At 51.8% G+C, this 17,546-nt stretch carries 28 protein-coding genes; all 28 read right to left on the reverse strand.

All coding sequences use genetic code 11. The features are described 5' to 3' along the window. Nucleotides 1–48: 48 nt before the first annotated feature. Nucleotides 49–705 (reverse strand): hypothetical protein, encoded by a 657-nt coding sequence (locus tag H8S52_RS02790; RefSeq protein WP_117901651.1) that lies wholly within the window; start codon nucleotides 703–705, stop codon nucleotides 49–51. Beyond that, on the reverse strand, nucleotides 677–1,000 hold the full coding sequence (locus tag H8S52_RS02795) for a hypothetical protein (RefSeq protein WP_004293682.1): 324 nt from the start codon (nucleotides 998–1,000) through the stop codon (nucleotides 677–679). Before H8S52_RS02795 ends, H8S52_RS02790 begins: the two co-directional genes overlap by 29 nt. A 154-nt stretch (nucleotides 1,001–1,154) precedes the next feature. Continuing rightward, nucleotides 1,155–1,565 carry a hypothetical protein gene (locus H8S52_RS02800; RefSeq protein ID WP_021891778.1) on the reverse strand — a complete coding sequence of 137 codons (411 nt, stop codon included), beginning with the start codon at nucleotides 1,563–1,565 and terminating at the stop codon, nucleotides 1,155–1,157. Nucleotides 1,566–1,578: 13 nt separating this feature from the next. Then, a complete protein-coding gene (locus H8S52_RS02805) occupies nucleotides 1,579–1,887 on the reverse strand; it encodes an LPD28 domain-containing protein (protein ID WP_008143065.1) in 309 nt (102 codons plus the stop codon). A gap of 22 nt (nucleotides 1,888–1,909) precedes the next feature. Beyond that, nucleotides 1,910–2,566, reverse strand: coding sequence for a hypothetical protein (locus H8S52_RS02810; protein ID WP_004293679.1), 657 nt, complete (start codon nucleotides 2,564–2,566; stop codon nucleotides 1,910–1,912). Nucleotides 2,567–2,569: 3 nt separating this feature from the next. Next, entirely contained in the window at nucleotides 2,570–2,905 is a 336-nt protein-coding gene (locus tag H8S52_RS02815) for a hypothetical protein (RefSeq protein WP_004293678.1), read from the reverse strand. Beyond that, entirely contained in the window at nucleotides 2,881–3,474 is a 594-nt protein-coding gene (locus tag H8S52_RS02820; RefSeq protein ID WP_004293677.1) for a hypothetical protein, read from the reverse strand. Before H8S52_RS02820 ends, H8S52_RS02815 begins: the two co-directional genes overlap by 25 nt. 12 nt (nucleotides 3,475–3,486) lie before the next feature. Then, nucleotides 3,487–3,993: a hypothetical protein gene (locus tag H8S52_RS02825; RefSeq protein ID WP_008143058.1), complete on the reverse strand. Its 507-nt coding sequence runs from the start codon at nucleotides 3,991–3,993 to the stop codon at nucleotides 3,487–3,489. Nucleotides 3,994–4,015: 22 nt separating this feature from the next. Next, nucleotides 4,016–4,462: a hypothetical protein gene (locus H8S52_RS02830; RefSeq protein WP_004293675.1), complete on the reverse strand. Its 447-nt coding sequence runs from the start codon at nucleotides 4,460–4,462 to the stop codon at nucleotides 4,016–4,018. Nucleotides 4,463–4,500: 38 nt separating this feature from the next. Further along, a complete protein-coding gene (locus H8S52_RS02835) occupies nucleotides 4,501–4,977 on the reverse strand; it encodes a hypothetical protein (RefSeq protein ID WP_008143055.1) in 477 nt (158 codons plus the stop codon). A gap of 101 nt (nucleotides 4,978–5,078) precedes the next feature. Then, nucleotides 5,079–5,981: a hypothetical protein gene (locus H8S52_RS02840; RefSeq protein ID WP_117901650.1), complete on the reverse strand. Its 903-nt coding sequence runs from the start codon at nucleotides 5,979–5,981 to the stop codon at nucleotides 5,079–5,081. Nucleotides 5,982–6,001: 20 nt separating this feature from the next. After that, on the reverse strand, nucleotides 6,002–6,706 hold the full coding sequence (locus H8S52_RS02845; protein ID WP_025068530.1) for a radical SAM protein: 705 nt from the start codon (nucleotides 6,704–6,706) through the stop codon (nucleotides 6,002–6,004). A gap of 17 nt (nucleotides 6,707–6,723) precedes the next feature. After that, complete coding sequence (locus H8S52_RS02850; protein WP_004293671.1) at nucleotides 6,724–7,227, reverse strand: hypothetical protein; 504 nt, start codon at nucleotides 7,225–7,227, stop codon at nucleotides 6,724–6,726. 11 nt (nucleotides 7,228–7,238) lie between these two features. Beyond that, nucleotides 7,239–7,502, reverse strand: a complete 264-nt coding sequence (locus H8S52_RS02855) for a hypothetical protein (protein WP_004293670.1) — start codon at nucleotides 7,500–7,502, stop codon at nucleotides 7,239–7,241. Then, nucleotides 7,483–7,662, reverse strand: coding sequence for a hypothetical protein (locus H8S52_RS02860; protein ID WP_004293669.1), 180 nt, complete (start codon nucleotides 7,660–7,662; stop codon nucleotides 7,483–7,485). The genes H8S52_RS02855 and H8S52_RS02860 overlap by 20 nt, the downstream gene beginning before the upstream one ends. Nucleotides 7,663–7,696: 34 nt before the next feature. Beyond that, a complete protein-coding gene (locus H8S52_RS02865) occupies nucleotides 7,697–8,215 on the reverse strand; it encodes a hypothetical protein (protein WP_018665676.1) in 519 nt (172 codons plus the stop codon). Nucleotides 8,216–8,247: 32 nt separating this feature from the next. Beyond that, nucleotides 8,248–8,667, reverse strand: coding sequence for a hypothetical protein (locus H8S52_RS02870; protein WP_004303935.1), 420 nt, complete (start codon nucleotides 8,665–8,667; stop codon nucleotides 8,248–8,250). 19 nt (nucleotides 8,668–8,686) lie between these two features. Next, nucleotides 8,687–9,007 (reverse strand): hypothetical protein, encoded by a 321-nt coding sequence (locus H8S52_RS02875; RefSeq protein WP_004293666.1) that lies wholly within the window; start codon nucleotides 9,005–9,007, stop codon nucleotides 8,687–8,689. Further along, the gene (locus H8S52_RS02880; RefSeq protein WP_018665675.1) at nucleotides 9,008–9,358 is read right to left on the reverse strand and encodes a hypothetical protein; all 351 of its coding nucleotides are present in this window, start codon (nucleotides 9,356–9,358) and stop codon (nucleotides 9,008–9,010) included. It lies immediately after the preceding gene. Further along, nucleotides 9,355–10,026, reverse strand: coding sequence for a hypothetical protein (locus H8S52_RS02885; protein ID WP_018665674.1), 672 nt, complete (start codon nucleotides 10,024–10,026; stop codon nucleotides 9,355–9,357). Before H8S52_RS02885 ends, H8S52_RS02880 begins: the two co-directional genes overlap by 4 nt. A gap of 141 nt (nucleotides 10,027–10,167) precedes the next feature. Then, the gene (locus H8S52_RS02890) at nucleotides 10,168–11,040 is read right to left on the reverse strand and encodes a DpnD/PcfM family protein (RefSeq protein WP_004293663.1); all 873 of its coding nucleotides are present in this window, start codon (nucleotides 11,038–11,040) and stop codon (nucleotides 10,168–10,170) included. Next, nucleotides 11,037–12,941, reverse strand: coding sequence for a hypothetical protein (locus H8S52_RS02895; RefSeq protein WP_008143046.1), 1,905 nt, complete (start codon nucleotides 12,939–12,941; stop codon nucleotides 11,037–11,039). Before H8S52_RS02895 ends, H8S52_RS02890 begins: the two co-directional genes overlap by 4 nt. Continuing rightward, nucleotides 12,928–13,518: a hypothetical protein gene (locus H8S52_RS02900; protein WP_004293661.1), complete on the reverse strand. Its 591-nt coding sequence runs from the start codon at nucleotides 13,516–13,518 to the stop codon at nucleotides 12,928–12,930. The genes H8S52_RS02895 and H8S52_RS02900 overlap by 14 nt, the downstream gene beginning before the upstream one ends. Nucleotides 13,519–13,648: 130 nt before the next feature. Then, nucleotides 13,649–14,317, reverse strand: a complete 669-nt coding sequence (locus tag H8S52_RS02905; RefSeq protein WP_004293660.1) for a hypothetical protein — start codon at nucleotides 14,315–14,317, stop codon at nucleotides 13,649–13,651. 81 nt (nucleotides 14,318–14,398) lie between these two features. Further along, nucleotides 14,399–14,989, reverse strand: coding sequence for a tyrosine-type recombinase/integrase (locus tag H8S52_RS02910; RefSeq protein WP_004293659.1), 591 nt, complete (start codon nucleotides 14,987–14,989; stop codon nucleotides 14,399–14,401). A gap of 11 nt (nucleotides 14,990–15,000) precedes the next feature. Further along, on the reverse strand, nucleotides 15,001–15,900 hold the full coding sequence (locus tag H8S52_RS02915; protein ID WP_004293658.1) for a DUF932 domain-containing protein: 900 nt from the start codon (nucleotides 15,898–15,900) through the stop codon (nucleotides 15,001–15,003). A gap of 69 nt (nucleotides 15,901–15,969) precedes the next feature. After that, the gene (locus H8S52_RS02920; RefSeq protein ID WP_004293657.1) at nucleotides 15,970–16,755 is read right to left on the reverse strand and encodes a hypothetical protein; all 786 of its coding nucleotides are present in this window, start codon (nucleotides 16,753–16,755) and stop codon (nucleotides 15,970–15,972) included. Continuing rightward, entirely contained in the window at nucleotides 16,734–17,546 is an 813-nt protein-coding gene (locus H8S52_RS02925; RefSeq protein ID WP_004293656.1) for a hypothetical protein, read from the reverse strand. The genes H8S52_RS02920 and H8S52_RS02925 overlap by 22 nt, the downstream gene beginning before the upstream one ends.

Below are 17,546 nucleotides of genomic sequence, written 5' to 3' on the forward strand. Positions count from 1 at the left end.
TTAATTTTCAGATGGTTATGTGTAATATATATAGAGAAAAGGCTGCATTCAGTACAGCCTTTCCTCCTCTGTAAAATGACTGAAACGCTCGTCAGTATCAGAAGTTTGCAGTAGATAACGGCATTTCCAATAACGGTAAATCCGCCTTCCGTTGGGTATACAGTGATTTATATCGTCAGCATTCAGATATTGGTTCCCTTGTTCCGTACCGTGGTGCATCCATGTAGCGCACCCGGGCAGGTCCGGGTTGTTCCGGACATAGAAGTCCATTTTCTCTTTACCGGCGACAAAGATATTGTGTATCCGTACGTCCTTATCGATAGGAAACCGGTAGGCGTACAACGCGAAGTCACAGATGTCGGTTTCCAGCAGGTTGCCGCCAAAGTGTTCGGGAGCTTTCCGTTTCAGGTTCTCGAACCCCTCCAGAATACCCGGCCTGTCGCATATCTCGGCAAACCTTTCATCCGTTACCGGCTCAGCCGTCGCATAAACCACCCGAAAACCATTATCCGTACTGTCCAGTACCATGACATGCGCGACTATCCCCGGTGATTTGTTGATACTTTCGTCAATGCTGTCCGAGTCCGTGGTCAGACAGCATTTCAGCGTTCCGATGATTAATACCGCTACCACCAACAGTGTCCAAGGACCTATTGCTGCCGCTATCAATATCAATTCATCGGCCCGTTTCCGTATTTGTTTCATTGATTTTGAGAATGTGGCGGCCGGATACCCCCCGGACCTCGGACACGCATACCTTGCATCCTGCATCCAGCAACCGGTTTCTACATTCTTCCAAGGCGGCGTCGGAAATCCTGATGGCAGGTATACCTGCCGCCGTCATCTTGAACCGGGGCACTTCCGTGATCCGGGTAATCGTTTCGGCATCATCAAAATACGCCTCGAATGAATCTCCGACATGGAAAAGGATGATGGTTTCCACGCCATGCCTTTCCTTCATGCCGCCGTAACAGCGGCGAATAATCTCTTCCTTTTTCATATCAAATAGATATATTAGGTTTGATGTCAGCCAAACATGAAAGTGCCTGTAATCCGTTCAACTGCCGGGCTTTCGTCCGAAATACATATACAGACTTTCTTCATCTGACAAATATACAATAAATTACGGAACGACCCATGTCTATTGCATGAAACTATCCTTTCATCTTCACCTCCCTTCTTTCAAATTGTTCGCGGATGATTTCAACGAGTTGTCCGATGCTGTCGATTTTGTGACTCTTACCGCAGGCTTTGCCATGGAACAATGGCGTGAAGTACAGGTTAAAATCCTCATCGATGGAAAAACCTCCCACGAGGACGATACCCGCCTTGATACGGTAATACTCGCCGTACATGGCGTAATCATCCGTAGTTTTGGTGAACCCGTACTCCGGCAACAAGTCCGGCAAAGTGTCCAGGATCGGCCGGATAACATCCTTGAGAAAATTCGGGGTCTCAACTTCCTTTTTCCGTTTCCGACCTTTTCTGCCGGTTCCGTTATCGTCTTGCAGGTAATGGGCATCGAAACGATCCCGATACCTTTCTGTCAGTTCCTTAATATCCATATCCTTTATACATTTAATTGTTTTCCTCAAGCCACTCTTCCAGTGTCATGGAGTCCTCGAAACCGTATTCGTCAATCTGTACATAGCCGTCCTTTTCCGTGATAAACTCTTTCCTGGTCAGGATGGTTCCGCCATGATTTACCATCACCGTCGGTTCGATGGTCGCCAGACGGTCCCCGTCATCCGACTCCCGGATATCGTATGCGTACAGTCCCTCCGGAACGGCATTCCGGTCAATCCGCATATCCGTAAACAATGCAGGCGTGTCATTGATGGTCATAGACTCAAAGGTCTCGTTGCCAATGTTTTCTTTTGTAATCATATTTATTGATTCAAATAGTTTATTATTCCTGCTTGGGAAGTTCAATGGCTCTTACCCAATTGTTCCGGTCATCAAAACATTCATCATTGATGTTGGCCGTAAATTCCAGCGGTGTCATCTTCTCAACCCGCGTTGCGGGGTTATTTTCGTAATCAACGATGATTTTTCCGGCCGGAACGTCACGTTCAAATTCGTCCAGCGGGAAAGAGAATATCCATATTTCCCGGTCTTTATCTTCCCCAAGAAACGCCTTGAGGTTGTCTGTATAAGCCTGGCATTTGTCCCACGAGGTTTCCACGAATGAAATGATTTCCTCTTCCGGTTTGCCGGTACGGTCTTTCAGGAATGCAACGGCATTCCCTTTCCAGATATCCTGCTCGACACAGAGTTCCAGATAACGTTCCCAGACTGTCACCAGCCAGTCCATGTTAATCTCATGCAGGTGGCGGCAGGTGAAACGCTCCCGGCTTTCCGCGTTGTAAAGCGTGCAGCTTCCGTCCGTGCGTATCTCCTCCAACCGGTACATGGTGTATACCGGTATCCCGTGGCCATACCCGTCTTCCCCTTCCTCCTCGACATATACCGTATGGGGCAACATATTTTCCGGCATTTTCGGTATCGCACACAGGTTGGCTATAACTTCCTGTTCCAACGCTTTTTGTTTCTCCTGTATTCTCATTGTCTATCCATCTTTTAGTATGATTTTACCTTCTTGAAATAATCTCTGTTTGTAACGACGGTGGTTGCGTATATTTTCGGTATGTTTCTTCCGGTCATATTTATACAAGCCTTTTGCCTTGTTCTCTCTCAGCAGTTCCTTGTTCCGCTCTTCGCTTTCTGGGTTCACAATGAAGGTTATCAGCCTGCGGCTGACACCGTATTCCCGGGCAAGCTGGCGCTGGCTGACAGCTTCTGTCATGTAACGGTGGAAAATTTCAGCCTTCTGAAAAGGAGTGAGCTTCTGCCTGCGGTCATATTGTGTCCCGCTGATGATTATTCCCGAGCTTTTGTATGGCATGGTGAAGTCTGTTTTTCGTTTGTGGTCCATGAATGGTAGATGCGTTGTTTGCCATCTAAGGAGAGTAGAAACCAGCGGCTATAAATCCGTTCCAGCGTTTCGGTGTCGTGCCCGTATATCGGTCCCAGTTCGTTTGCAAACATCGCCGCTACCTTCAGCCTCCTGGTATCGGACAGCTTCTCCCACCAGCGGCAAATGGTCTTGTACTGCTTCACGTCCGTTACAAGGTCCGGAACCGGAGCGGAGGAGATATATTCCGCCTCTTTGCCGCACGGTGCCTGCCAGAACCCCTGTTCGCAAAGAGCGCGTTGCTCGTCACAAACCCGTTCTGCAAAGGATTTGAGTGCCATTTGGAATATCTTTCTTTCCAGTTCCTTACGTTCCATGGACAGTTCATGCACACCCACGTTCAGCCCGTGCTTATTGCGTTCATCCGGGGAAAGCTTGTTGCTCAAGGCTTTCCTGACCAGTTCCAGCCGTTCTTTCAGAGGGCCGTATTCGTTGTTATCTAAATACCGGTTAAACAGTTCCTGTTCGTTTCCGGGCAGTATGAATATATTTTCCATCATGCATCATTTAAGTTATCGGATGTGAATAGGATATATCGCAGTGGATAGCGGGTGTCGGGGTGCGGAAATAGCCACGAGATCCCGTGCCGTCAAGGGGCGCAGAAAAACGGCATCGAACTCCTGAGTATCGTCTTCACGGATATCTCGGACTTCAATGATCCATGTGCCTTCATAGCGGCACCAGGCAATCACCTCCAAAATCATTTCCTTTCTGTAGTCAGCCGGTCCGTCCCCGAAACTTTCACGTATCCGCTTAATTGCATCGTCTGTCAGCCGGACAAATTCCCCTTTGCGGAACGGAGCTTCCGGCGTAACGGCAGGAGCCAGCATCTGCCAGTCTTCATGTCCGTCCAGGTCTTCCACAGCCATTGCGTAGGCTTTGTATTCAGCTTCGGTCTCGAAATGTCTGGTTATCACATATCCCCCGGATTCGGCCGTGCTCTCCACCGACGAGATATCCCCGGTTTTCCTGTATATGCTTACAGTATCCTTACCGAGTAGAACTTTTACTGTTATCATTATTGCAGATGGTGTGGTTTTATTATAAATGGAACTCCACGTCTTCCTCCTCGAACTCCGTGTCGTGGTCCTCGTTGTACCCCTCGACGGTCGAACCAGGGACATAGGTCTCTCCGCCAATCCCATAACGTCCGGCATCGAGCAGTTTCCGAAGGGTTTCGGTGTCCCCGTTTAGAATCCTTTCGATGTCCTCCCGGCTGCCCCGGACGCTAATTCCGAGACGTAGCCAGAGATTTTCCTCTCTCGAGGTGTCCGCCTCTTCCGACCGGTGGCGTATGATATGATAATCACTCCATCCGTCGGCATCGTTTACCCCGGCGATGTAGGCATTGTACTCCGCCTCAGTCTCGAACTCTTTCTCGTCCACGACGCCCCCGTTATCCGCCAGCCATTCTTCAGAAGGCAGTTCATTGTTCTCTTCATATTCCCGTACGGCGTCCTCGCCGAAAATCGTTGTTATCTTTATCATGTGTCTTTGGGTTTTGAATATTTGTTATTTAATGGTTATCAAACTCGTTTGCCCGAACCGGTTTGATTCGGTTCGCAGACAGCCACCCGGTTTCCGGCGCGTATCAGTTTGGGGAGATACACGTCCAGGTCACGAAAAGAAAACCGCAGTTCCTTGACGCCTTTCCCTTGCCCGTCGACGCGTTCGGCGGTGGCAATGCCCAAAATGCCGGAAGCGGCGATGGCATCATCCTCATACAATTCACAAGATTCCCCGTTTCGGAAAATGTACAGGGCATCCGGGTGCGCCGCTTTCATCTCGCGGTATTTTCCCATCATGTCGGAAACTCCCGGGACATTTCCGTTCCCCGTTACATTCCGGGTCTTCAGTAGGTTCCTCGTGGCGTCGATGTCGATGAAATTCGTCCAGCCGGCTTTATGAAGTTCGACAGCAGCTTCCCGCAGGGATACCTTCCCGTTCTCGACCTCCTCTTTCAGGGATTCGAGAATGTTCTTGATTTTATAATCATTCATCATATTTTTTATTCTTTGGTTACATTGTTACTTGTTCCGACGGTATTCCGGTCAAGGGGAAAGCACCCGTGGCCTCCGGTAACCCGTCGATACACTGCCCGTCGTCAGGATTTCCCCGACAGGTAATGCCCGATGGACTTGTAACGGTTAGGAATGTTCGCGTTCTCGTTGAAACCGTTCAGGCAGTGGAGCAAGGCATCTTCGAGCGTGACATAACGACGGTCGAAAGTTTGGATATTATCCAGACAATAAGCATTTACAGCGTATTTGAAAGGCGCGTACATCCTTTCGTTCTCCCGCTTTAAAATGACAAACCAGTCGAAATGGAGTTTCAAGCGGAAACCGTCGCTCTCGCCGACTTTCATCAGCCGCTCTTCGTCGAGAAGCCGCCGCACGAGTGTGGCGTCGAGCTGACGGGTATACTCCCTGTACGCCTTGATACGGGCCGTGTAAGCCGCGGCATATTGTTCGATGTCCGTTTCTTTCAGCCGATGTTCCGCCGGGTAAAAGTCCAGCACCTCTTTCGTCGTGACGGGAATTTTCAGGTCGTCCACCCCGATCTCGTAGGTCTTGTTTTCCAACACGTCGTGGAACTCGAACCCTTGAATTCCCATGAGGGTAAATTCTCGCGTCGGGTCAGGGAGCGCAAGTGATTTGAGCTCTTCGAGGTCGCGGCACACGGCCACGACCGGATACTTCTCGACCACGTCTGACGGGCCTCCGATGCGGATATACGCCTTTTCACACCCGTCGTAATCACCATGCCGGACAATGTCGCAGCAGATGTAGTTAGGGGCGGCACGATGCCGCGCCGTATATTCCGTCCAAAGCTTGTCCAGCCCGGCTTTTACTTCGTCAGGGTCGGTCAGGGCAACGTTGCCGCACTGGCTGCACCGGCCGTCCGACAAGGCGTTGCGGGTAAATTCGAGGAACTGTCTGGTGTTCGGGTCGATGACGGCGGTACATTTCACTCCAGTGCCGCCGCAGATACTGCATACGATTGACATAAGTTTTTTGATTTGTGTATTTATTCGTACAATCTTTCTTTTTGACGCTTTTTCAAGGTCATCCGGAGATATTGCATCAGTTTCCCGCAGGGACACAGGGCATGTTCCCGTTGGCGGGCATAACTCAGGTCCCCGTTGGAGAGAACCATGCCTTCAGCATTGAGACAGAGGTCGCCGTAAACGTAGTTCTCCTCCGTAAGATAAATCCCATGAACAGGGTTCGGAAACCCCTCCGTGCTGCGGCCTTCCCGGAAAAGGAAGATACGCTCGGCCTGTCCCCGGACTCCGAAAAAGGGATACGGGGAAAGTGCCGCGAGCGTGGCGGCATGCTCTGCCGGATCATGGAAGCGGTCGTCGCTCATTTCGAGCATGTGGCCGGAGTCCTGTTCCTTTTCCTCCTGGTACTCGTACAGTGCGGCGCAGGCTTCTATGAATTCCTCCGAACGGGATGTGGCAGAGCCGTTGGTTACGATATAAAAGTCATTGACAGTAATACCGTAGGCGCGTACCCGTTCGAGGATATGGCGGATGGCCCGGACGTTAAGCGACGGCTCGCCGCCCGTGATGTTGAAATGGCGAATATGCCTGACATGCCGCAGCAGGTTGCTTATATGTTTCAAAGGGATATCCACGGATTCGGCATCTCCCCGCATGCAATGGGTACAGCGCATGTTGCAACGTCGGGTAATCTCGATGCAGAGATTCTTGATATATAGTTCTCTCATATTCGATGTAGTTCGGCTTAAGTTTCATCCGGGATTTCCTTTCCCGTGTAAGGATTATACAGCGGTGTGTTGCCAACTGCCTCGGCGTCAATAGCGAAACTGCCACGGCCTACGTCGTAGAAGAGTTCCAGCTTTAGTGGCGTTGAAGCGATGACTTTCTCAGCCTCGGCTTGTGACAGGCCTGAATACATCAGGCATTTGACACGACACCGGAACATTTCCGGATTGGTTTCCGGCGTGGTAACTACATCAACGACCTCGCACACTTCATCCGTGATGGCGAAGCGGTCGGGATTGGGTGTGCCGTTCCTTCTAGAGCCGTCCGATGCGGCATGTCCGGTGATTGAATGGTTCCGCACCTTTTCGGCGGGATAGGTCTTATCGCCTTTGGCGAAATACGACTTGCCGGAGGCGACACAGGCATGATAGATTACGTCGTGGACCTTTCGTCCGTTGTCAAGTATAATTGTATAGACCGTTCCCTCCTGCAAGACAGGAACGGCATTCGGTTTATGAGACATAAGATTTGTTTTTAGCTGTTTATGAATTTCGGTCTTGCACGCCGCATGATGTGTAGGTCATCGTAACCGATGGCTCTCAGTTCGGAAAGCGGGTTGCGGTACTCCTTTTCATGGGCTGGCCGTGTCATGGCGATCACGCCCGCATAGTCGGCTGCGCCATGCTGGCCGACATGCATGTAGGAGGTTATTTCACCCCGCCGTCCGCTCCACGGTATGTCCGGGAACAGGGCGATGACCTGTCCGTCGGGATAGCGTCTAAAGACCACCTTCGTCATTTTTCCCGCAGATTTCCGTGTCGATTTCATAGTCCCCGTAATTTTTGAATTCATAGTCCACTTCGCTGATAATTTCGTCAACCTCTTCGTCCGTTATCTCATCGGCCTTCGGGTTGTCGATATCGAGCCGTACGGTCAGGTAGATGGTTCTTGTTGCCATAATATCATACATTTTTTAGTGTCACAAAGCCGGCCTATGACAGGCCGACGGTATATTTCTCTATCAGCCGCTTCCGGTACGCCTTGTCCTTTCCGGCGGCAAGGCTTGCCAGTTTGCGGATATTCCGGTTGGCTTTTTCCGCGACCTGCTCCACGGTCGGTCCGGGAGTCATGAAATCACGGCATCCGGCACTGCAATACAGCTGCTTTTCCTTGACCGTCCTGCCACAGGCCGGACACCGGCGCTTGCCGTCACGCTCCAGCACTTCCAGAATATTGGCATGAATGCCTTTCCACCATTCAATACGGTCTATGTCATAATCGTAGACGGTTATCGTGTTCCCGAAACTGCGGGCTTCGACCTCAACGGCAATGCCCTCATCTTCAAGGCAAACCTTCAATACCGGGTCTTCGTGAGGCTCACAGTGCCTGTCATACCAGATGATATAGGTGGGATCGTCCAGTTCGTCAGGCTCTCCCAGACAGAGTTCCGTAAGACCGTTGTTCACGAGAATGTTGCGGATGGCGTCTTGTAAATCTTTGATACAGTCCATTGATATTTCGTTTTATGGTTGTTCCTCATTCGTCAGTTCATCTCCGAAGCGTGGCCGACGAACTGGAAGATATCGGCGTATTGTTCGCTGTAGATATAGAATCCGTCCCGTTTTTCCCCGGTCTCCGCATCTATTCCGTCAGCAAGGAGATATTCCCCGTCATCCGTCAGGTAGACATCGGTAAGCTTGATACGGGGCGTGTCGTGCTTCCCGTACAAGGTTGTCGTGACGGGGAAGTTGTTGTCATCGAGTTCCTCCTCTTCTGTAAGGCCGAGTGATACGCGGCCATATTGTGCCAGGAACTCCAGCATGAATTTCAGCATGGCTTGCTCGGCCTCGTGCAGCCGTCCGTCGATAAAGGCGTACTGGGTGGCGAACAGATGCAGCTTGTCGGCGCTCATTTTGTCCGGGGCTTTGCCCGGCTCCGCATTGTCTTTCTGTATTTTATCCATATCTGTCATATTGTTGGTTTCATGTTTCCAGCGGGGTGAAGGAGACGGTCAGTATCACTTTCTCGTCACCCAGGTTGAACACTTTCAGGCAGTCGTTACTGATAGTCCTTTTCAGGATGTCTCCCCGGTATCGGGAATTGCGTACCTTGAAGGTAAAATCATCAATGAACGAGCTGATGCAATGAAGCACGTGGTCGAATTCTTCCTTACCATACCGTTCCATTTCAGGGAAAATGCCTTTCAGATGCGCCCGCAGGCTCAATATGTAGTTCGGGGTCTTGCCCGTGATTTTTCCCGAGTATGTGATTTTGTATTTCCTGTCCATGATATGCCGTTCCATTTAATCGTTACTGTCATACCAGCCCTCGATCTCATCGAAATAGCCGTTCGAGTCCCATTCTTCCAGCAAGGTGGTCGGGTACGTCCATTCAAGGCTGTAAAACAGATCCTGGCACACCTCTTCATTACCCTTGCACAGGGCGAGCAGTGAGTTATGCGTGAAACAGCCGTCACTGCTCTCCGGCACACGCCAGTCCTCACGGTCTTCTGCCGCGTATTCGGGTATATAGCACACTTCATCGGGGCGGTTGAGAAAGGCATCCTCGTTCTTGTAGATGTTTCCTTCCCCTCCGTATTCCAGTTCATAGAACACACCTTCCGGCGTTTCTATCCTGTTGCCAATCTCTATCATAGCGTTGCCGTTTCGTGGGTATATATAATCACCATCCGGGAGGAGAGCACCTTGTCGCGTACCGTGGGGTTGGCGATTGCCCAATCGGAATGGAAATGCATGTCCGGAATGGATGCGGTGTCCACAATATCGCCCCCGTTTTCCAGATGGAGATAATCCGGCTGATACAGGTCGCAAAGGAATTTGCCGTCCGTATCGCTGATGGCGTATATCTTGCCGTCGAGTGCGGCCGTCATCTCCTCCTCGCTGCGGTAGACCAACAGGTATTTACAGCCGGTCTTCATCTCTTCCGCAATCCGCTTATGCAGTTCTTCAGGAGATAATTCACGCAGTCTTGACACGACCGCCCCGATACTTTCCACGGCATCGTAGCTGTCCAAGGCATCATGGCAGGTCGTTTCAAACTCCTCTTTCGGACGACCCGCAAAATTGATGGTACGGACTTCCTGCCCGTGCCCGCCGAGCAGGTAAAAGGGCGTACCGTTCCATTGTTCCTTTCTGACAGAGAGCGGCCGGGAGCATTCCCGTGTCTGCCGGTTCACAACGGCATACAGTTCCAGACTTTCCCCGCATTCCATACGCAGGATATGCCGGGCGAACTCCGTAAATGTCATGATTTTGATTCCTTCCCCGTTCGCCGTGAAGAAATCCTGTCTTGTCTGTTTCATAAATCCGTTTTTTTAAGAGTAGGTAATCGTTTTGTATAAGGGGTGGAATACTCACCTCGTTTTGAAAAAAAAAGACCGCCGCAGCCGTAGCCGCGACGGCCCGTCATCATTATGGCATGTGATGAACAGGTTCTATTTTCGTTATTCGGCCTCGTAGTACGGTACGCCGTGCCTTACCACTGCTTTTTCCATTTCTTCCCACCAGATTTCACTATGGCGGTCATTGTCAAAATCTATGGGCTTTCTTTTACCGAGCCGCAGCCGGTCCCGTGTCTCCATTTCCGTTTCGTACACAATCTGTTCCATTTCTTCGTCCGTAACATGGTAGGTATCGAACGGCTCCGGCAGAGATTCCAACTCCCTGCGTGACAGCTCGGATTGCCCGCAGGTGAAAACCTTGTCATAGAAAGCGTCATCTTTCGGCGGCAGTTCGGGTTCCTGTTCCGGCAGCACATCCAAATAATCCGACTCGTACAGGTAGTTTTCGTCGCGCCCCTTCGTCTGCCGGTTGTTCTTGAACTCTTCCAGATCACTTTCCGTCAGGCGGAATTCCTTCTTCTTACGCCGCAGGTACTCCATCATGTTTTCGAGGGAGGAGAACGGGGCTATGAGCTCCATGGAAGAACGGTTGTGCCAGGCATCGCTCCGGTACAGCAGGTAGACCTGCGGGCGGTTCCGGGCCGCCTCCTTACGGTATTCGCCGAACTCATACAGGGCGTTGTCGAAACTTCCGAATGCCAGCCGGACTTTGTCTTCGACGGATATGGACTCCCGGCATTCCTCGAAACGGCGTTGCACGTATCCGATGAAATCCACGTCTTCCAGAGTCTCCATGACCGTGCTGTCATCAGTCGAGAGCGCGATGTCAGCTCCTGCGAAATTGTCGGCTGACAGCACGTGTTTCTCTTCATTGTATTCGTCTTCCGCCCTGCAGACGGCCAGACCGGGCGTTTCTGCCTCGATCTCCACGACCTTACGGAGCGTCTCTTCGATAGCTATCCGGTATTTTTTCATTGTATGATGTTTATTTGTTTCAGTTCACGTTTGTAGTTTCTCAATGACGGCTTGTGCCCTTTCTCCCTTACGATCTGGCGCATCTGTGCAAAGGTGTATGCCTTCTCCATGTCCAGGCCGTAGTCCGTGGCGAATGCCGTCATTCCGATATAGCAGAAGCCGAACTTCCGGTGCAGCATGTCGGCCGTATAAGGAGTCATGTCTTCCGCCAAGGTTACGGGGACAGCCATTCCCCGGATCTTGAACTTCAAGCCCTCGATAAGGGTCCCGCAGTTGTCGCTGTGGTAGGTCAGGTCCCTGCGGCGGGCGCAGTAACCGATGGTCTCACCCATGAAGGTGTTGCGGAAGATTTCCGTACGGTTCAGGTCCTTCAACTTCTCGACACCGTAATAGCAGACCGCCTGTACGGCTTTCAACGCTTTGTCCACACGGGGTTTGACAAAGCGGGGGTCGTTTTCCGCCACGATCTTTTCCAGCCACGTGCGGTGGAAGGTTCCGACAGGCACGTCGAACACCTTCTCCGGCGTGCAGTATTTTGAATCCGACCGCGTCATCATCAGATGTGCCGAGGACGGCTCGTATTGTTCTTTCAGGTAAAAGGCCAGACAGGTATTGCCGACTTTGCAGTAAGTATAGTCGTCACGGCTGTTTTTCAGCGACAGCATCGTGGTTTCCCCGCCGTAGAACTTCTCGGGCAGTCCGGTCTGTCGGCAGAACTCCGTGAGGAAATGTCCGGGGATGGCATGTGCATAACTGCGCTCCTGGTAGCACTCCTTCGCCATTTGCGGAGTGATGAACCGTTTGGCAAAGTCACAGATATGGTAATGACCGTAATCATACGCCGCCTGCGTGTTCGCGGAGCTCTGGAACTTTTTGGGCATCTGGCGGAACCAGCGGAAACTCGTCCCGTGCTCCATGCAGTAGTCGACAAATTCCCGCGTCCATACATTTTCAGGAAATTCGGGACAGTTGCCGTTTCTTCGGATGAATGCCTTGCACACTTCCACCGAGAGCAGGGATTGTTCAGTTTCCTCGTCGATATAGCAGTTCGTCTCCCGTTTGCTGTTATCGATGGCAATGACCAGTCTTTCCGGTGTCTTGAACCGCTTCGGCAACTCCCCGAACATGTAAGGGTGTTTCTCCATCAGCCGGTCCGCCAGCATGTCGTCCAGATATACCGACAACGGCTTGAAAAACTGGGGGTCTGTGATGAAGTTTTTTCCTTCGGTCGAACAGACAGCCGCATGGAGAATCTCATAGGAATAGAACCGGGCGGGAACAAGCGAGAGGTCATGTTCCGCCATCTTGCGGTAGTATGCCGCAGTCTTGAAACGGGACGGCACGACGGCATCGGTAACCGTGCTCAATATTTTCATCCCGTCGAGCATCCCGTAATAGAACTCTTGAGTCTTTACCTCAACGGGGACATATCCGAGGATAAGCCCCGTTTTCATGACGGCGTCTGTCCTGCTGTCCGTGTAATACGGGTCGTAAATATAGCTGCGCAAGGCCAGGTATGCCAGTTGCGCATCCCAAAGGCGTTCAGGTATGAAGGCGAGAATGTCGAAATCCCCGCGTCCGTTTCGGATGACCGCTTCTGCCATTTCTCGGGTAACCATTGCTTCGGGAACGGCCGTGATATTCTTCGGTTTTTTGCGCATGGCGTAGTCACAGACTGCTCCCGAACGGTACGCCTCCGGAATATTGCGCAGCTCGAAGCTGTGCCAGCTCTCCGTGCTGCCCGCGATGATTCGTTCTATACGTCCGGGTGTGAGGAAACGTCCCGGAATATGGCTCAGCACCTCTATTTCCTTGCTTTCGACGGCTGCTTCCACGATCTCTTCCGTGAACAGGTGTTCCGGCAGCCATTCTATGGCCGATACGATGTTATTGTGCCGCATACAGTTTCTTTTTAAGGTTGGACGAACGGACGATTCTCACAAGGCGGCACCCCCGGTAGACATAGAGTATCCTGGATTCCCGTTCGGCGAGTTCCTCAAGTCCCTGCCAGTGCTGCGGTGTATTTATCTTTTCGAGTCGGACATGGTTGTTCACATATACCGTGATCGGTTTCATGCTGTCATGGGAGGGCGTATCTTCGACGAAGAGCGGCTGTTCACAGTATTCTCCCTTGTCCATGACATGCCATCTGCCGTTATCGAACAGGAGGCACGTGTCCTCCATGCGGCCGAAAATGTCTGCGTTGTCCGCGATGCGTGATGCGGATTGCCGCGGTGTTTCCCGTCCGTCACGGATCTTTGAAAAACAGTGGACGGTATCGCCGGTTCCTGTCCATTTTCCATAGGGTGACGGTCCCAGTTTTTGTATGTCGCCCAGCGACAGCAGGGCATCTACCCGTCTGTCATTGGGATAGAACACCCGGAGTTTCCTCACAAGGTCTTTTGAAAGCGTCTCATGGAGCGCCTTGATGTGCCGGACACTGCCGTCCGGCAACAGTTTTCCGATTTGTATGCTCATAATAGTGCTATCTCTTGTTGTTGAAGTATAGCCGGGTCGTCCTTCTTTCGATTGACAGTCCGGCTTGAAAATTATGATTTACAGAAGTCTTCGGACTGGTATCCGGCCATGTCCGGTACGGAACCGCGTGTCATTCCGTCCTGTCGTCTTCCCGTCTTTTCATTTTCAGTTCCCTGCCGGTTGCCGTGCGGCAGAGCGGCAGTTTCCCGGAAGCGGTTTGCTTGCATCCCTCGACGAGCCGTCCTTCGGACACCATTTTCCCGTACATTTCCCTGATATAACGGTATGCCGGGGAGGTGTTCGAATAAACGGACTTCCCACGGAGTGTCTTGACACGCAGCTTTTCGACGAGTATTTCCAGCACCTGCTCCCGGCTCTTGTACAGGTTCCGGCGCTTGGTGCGGAAGGCGTCGAGAAAGACACCCCCGATAGTCATGTCATGAGTCTTGTGGTAATACGCGAGTTCTTCCTCCTCCGTCAGGTCGAGAATCTCGCCGTAAGTGTCAGTACGTAGGTACCGGAAGGTCGTTCCTTGTGCCAGAATCTTCTCGATAAGCTCCATGTGCTCTTTAAGAACAGGGCCCGATAACGATTGGGGATGACAGTACAGGCATGTCTTTCCGAGATACACCTCGGGACAACCGTCTTTGTATTTGTTTTCCTTGATGCTGAACCCTGTTTCCGTGAAAAGGCGCTTTACCTCGTCGAAGAAGCGTCCGGCTTTCTCTTCCGGCATGCGACCGCCGTCATAGCCGGACTCGACGCGGAAGTATGTGTCGATATATATCGGTGTGTCCATTTACAGTTCTGATTTTGATATGTTATATAAAGCATAGCCCGGAACCTCCCGCTCGGGTTCCGGGCATCGTTGAAAATATTCTCATAGACGTATGGAATCGAACACTTTGTCGATGTCCTCCTGCGCCAGCCCGATGTAGCGCCGGGTGGTTTCCAGGTTGGAATGGCGGAATATCTGGTTGAGCAGGATCAGGCCCTCGGCCGAGCGTCCCATCAGCTCGTAGACATAGCGCCCGAAAGTCTTGCGGAAGGTATGTGTGGAGAATGCCCTGATCGGCAGCCTGTACCTTACCTTGAATACCTTGAGCAGCCTGTTGATGTATTCCAGCGAGTAAGGTTTCCCGGTACGCGGGCTGAGAAAGATGTACTGTTCGGGGGCGGGTTGTCCGAGCATCTCGTACAGGAAACGGTTCTTCTCCTGCACGTCCCTGTTGAACTTGATCAGGCGGTTTTTCTTTGTTTTCTGCTCGATGCGGGTCATGGTGCTTTTTCCTAAGATGTCTTTCCAGCGCAGGGTCCTCACGTCGGAGGCCCTGCATGCCGTGCAGAACGACAGCCAGCAGTAGGTCTCCCACAGGTACTCGCCGTCCTTCTCAAGCCCGCGGACCAGCCTGTTATATTCCGCTATGGGCAGGTAGTCGGCTGTCGTCAGTTGTCCCTTGATTCTTGTCACGTGGCAGCCTTTTAAGATTCCGGCAACCCTTCCGAGAGCATCAGCTCGGCCAGCGCCCCGTTCTGGGGAATCATGGCCGGAATGTCCGTACGTCCGGGCTTGTAGATTTCGGTTGCCACGTTATAGATATCCCACGCCGTGAGCGTCTTCTTCTCTTCGGTGAGTTTGAGCAGGTCCTCGGTGAAGATGGAAATCTGGGACTGGTTCAGGGGATAGGTCTCCACCTTGGACGAAAGACGCTTGTCGGAACTGTCATGCGATACGCGCAATGCTGTCAGCAATCCGATGTAGGCGTACATCTCCACCGGGGTAATTACTTTCGCTTTCAGGCGGCGGATGCGTTCCCTGTCCTCGTTCATCTGTACCTCGAAGTTCGAGAGCCACTCGTCTACACGACCGAAAAGCTCTTCGGTGGTGACTTTGTCTTTCCCGTAGTTCGACACACTGCGTTCGGGGGAGAGGATGCACTGGTTGTGGCACACCCTGACGCACGGGCCGATGGCCGCCTGGATGCCGTCCTGATGGAAGGCGATGACAAGCGTCGTGGTCAGCTCGTCCGTTTCCCATTCCTTAATGCGGATGGTCGTATAAACGCGGCGCAGGATATGCGCCTCGACGGCCATCGCCCCGTACTTTTGTTCCACCTGGGGCAGGACGACCACGCCGGGCTGTGCCTTGTTCTTGTTCTGGGCGGCGAAGATTTCCTCCACCTCGTAATTCAGGTTGTGTTTCTGGCAGATGTCCGCCATGCGCTCTATCACCTCGTAATGGTAGATTCCCTTGAGCGGGTTGCCATAGATGTCATTTTCCTTGTGTGTGCGCCGGAGCGTGTCGAGCGTCATCACCTCGACGTTGTTGTTCTGGAAATCGAACTGCACGGGGGCGGCCGTTGTTGCTAATGCTGTTGCCATAATGATTGATATTAAAAAAGTTATACAATAAGAAAGGCGGTGAACCGTTGTCCATCGCCTTTCCGGAATTCATTTTGCGGTTTCAGGCAGGTAACGCCTGCATATCAGGTCCGTGATACTCGGGTAATACACGTTGCCATAAGTTCCGTATGGTCCGAAACGGGCAAGGAAGCGGAAGTAAAAATCTACCGGACGCCGGTAGCTCGTCTGTATTTTGGTTTTCAGCAGGCGGTAGGCGTACTCGTCAGAATTTTCCACCTTGACCTTGCGTCCGTTGAAATAATAGTTTCCCTCCTTATCTGAAGAAAACGATACCTCTTCCTTTGCCGGACGCTCGCCGGCAACGACCCTGAAGAAGTCCTCCAGGGAGCGGCAATCCTGGTATTCTACCGGAATCGTGTCGCCCTCTCGCAGTTTCACGTCCAGTTTGTCAAGCAGTGTCTTGATGGCGGGCGTGTAGATATTTTCGGATTGGAAGCATCTTGTATCCCGCCAGTATTTCTCGAAAAGAGAGCCGGTTTCAAGGAGTAGGAACAGGGTTTCACGCGCTGTCTGCGGTTTATCGGCCAGATATGGAATATACTCGGTCACCAGTATGGAAAGTGAAAGATACTCCTCCGGTTGCAGTTCGCTCTTCTGGTGCAGGTTACAGTGCCTCTCGAGCAGGGAGTCGATGTCGGCTTCCCGCAAGCTTTCGTCCGTCCATACCAGGCAACCTTCTTTCTTGCAGGCGGGACATTTATCCGCTCCATACGGCAGGAGCATCACCTTGCCGCAATCGGAACAGGTGACCAGGTCGCCTCGTTCCGTATAAACATCTACCGTTTCCATTCTCAATCCTCCGCGTAAGGCCATTCAAGGCAGCAGTCATTGCATACGGCCACGCCCTCGTCACTCAGAATGTCAATATCTGTGCCCCCACATTCGGGGCATACCGGTACCTTTTTCTTGTCCATTCGTCGCTCTGCCGCTTCTTCCGTCAGAAGCAGCGGCACCCAGTATGCCGATGTGCCGAAATCCCGTATCCCGTTTTCATCCTGTATGGGTTCACAACCTTTCGTTCCCATGTATTTCTGGGAGTCCGGCCAACACACGGCACGGTAACACTTGTCCCGTTCGGGAGATTTGCCGGTATGGCGTATATAGTCTTCCTCGGGCACGTAAAGCGCCCCGTTCTCCCCGCTTCCCCATGCCGGATAACCGGTTCCTTCTTCCTCGAAAGGAGCACTTTCCTCGGGAAATTCCACGAGTGCATATAACTTGTCATCCCATGCCAGGGAACACTCGCCGCAGTGGAACCGACTTTCGTGAATATCATAACGGATATTTTCCGAATTGCATTTCGGACAGATAATGTCTTTTGTTTTTACTTTCGGGAAACTCAGGATTTCTCCGGCAATGATTTCCATGCTGGGCCAGAACAACTGTTCGCAGTAATCGTCGGCCATCTTTTCCGCCAGATTCTGCATGTCGTCATCGCTGATCTTTTCCACATCGAAACCTTGTCCTTCCAGGTCATCGCGGTGGACGGACGTGATAGGGAAATACCCGGCGTTCAGCTCCCGGATAAATTGTCTTTCCTCTTCTGTCGGTTCGGGTAAGTTGTTGAAATATTCCCTGAGCCGTTGATAAAGTTCTCTTACCAT

Origin of the sequence: Bacteroides sp. NSJ-48 (assembly GCF_014287405.1) — a bacterium.
GTDB lineage: Bacteria > Bacteroidota > Bacteroidia > Bacteroidales > Bacteroidaceae > Bacteroides > Bacteroides stercoris.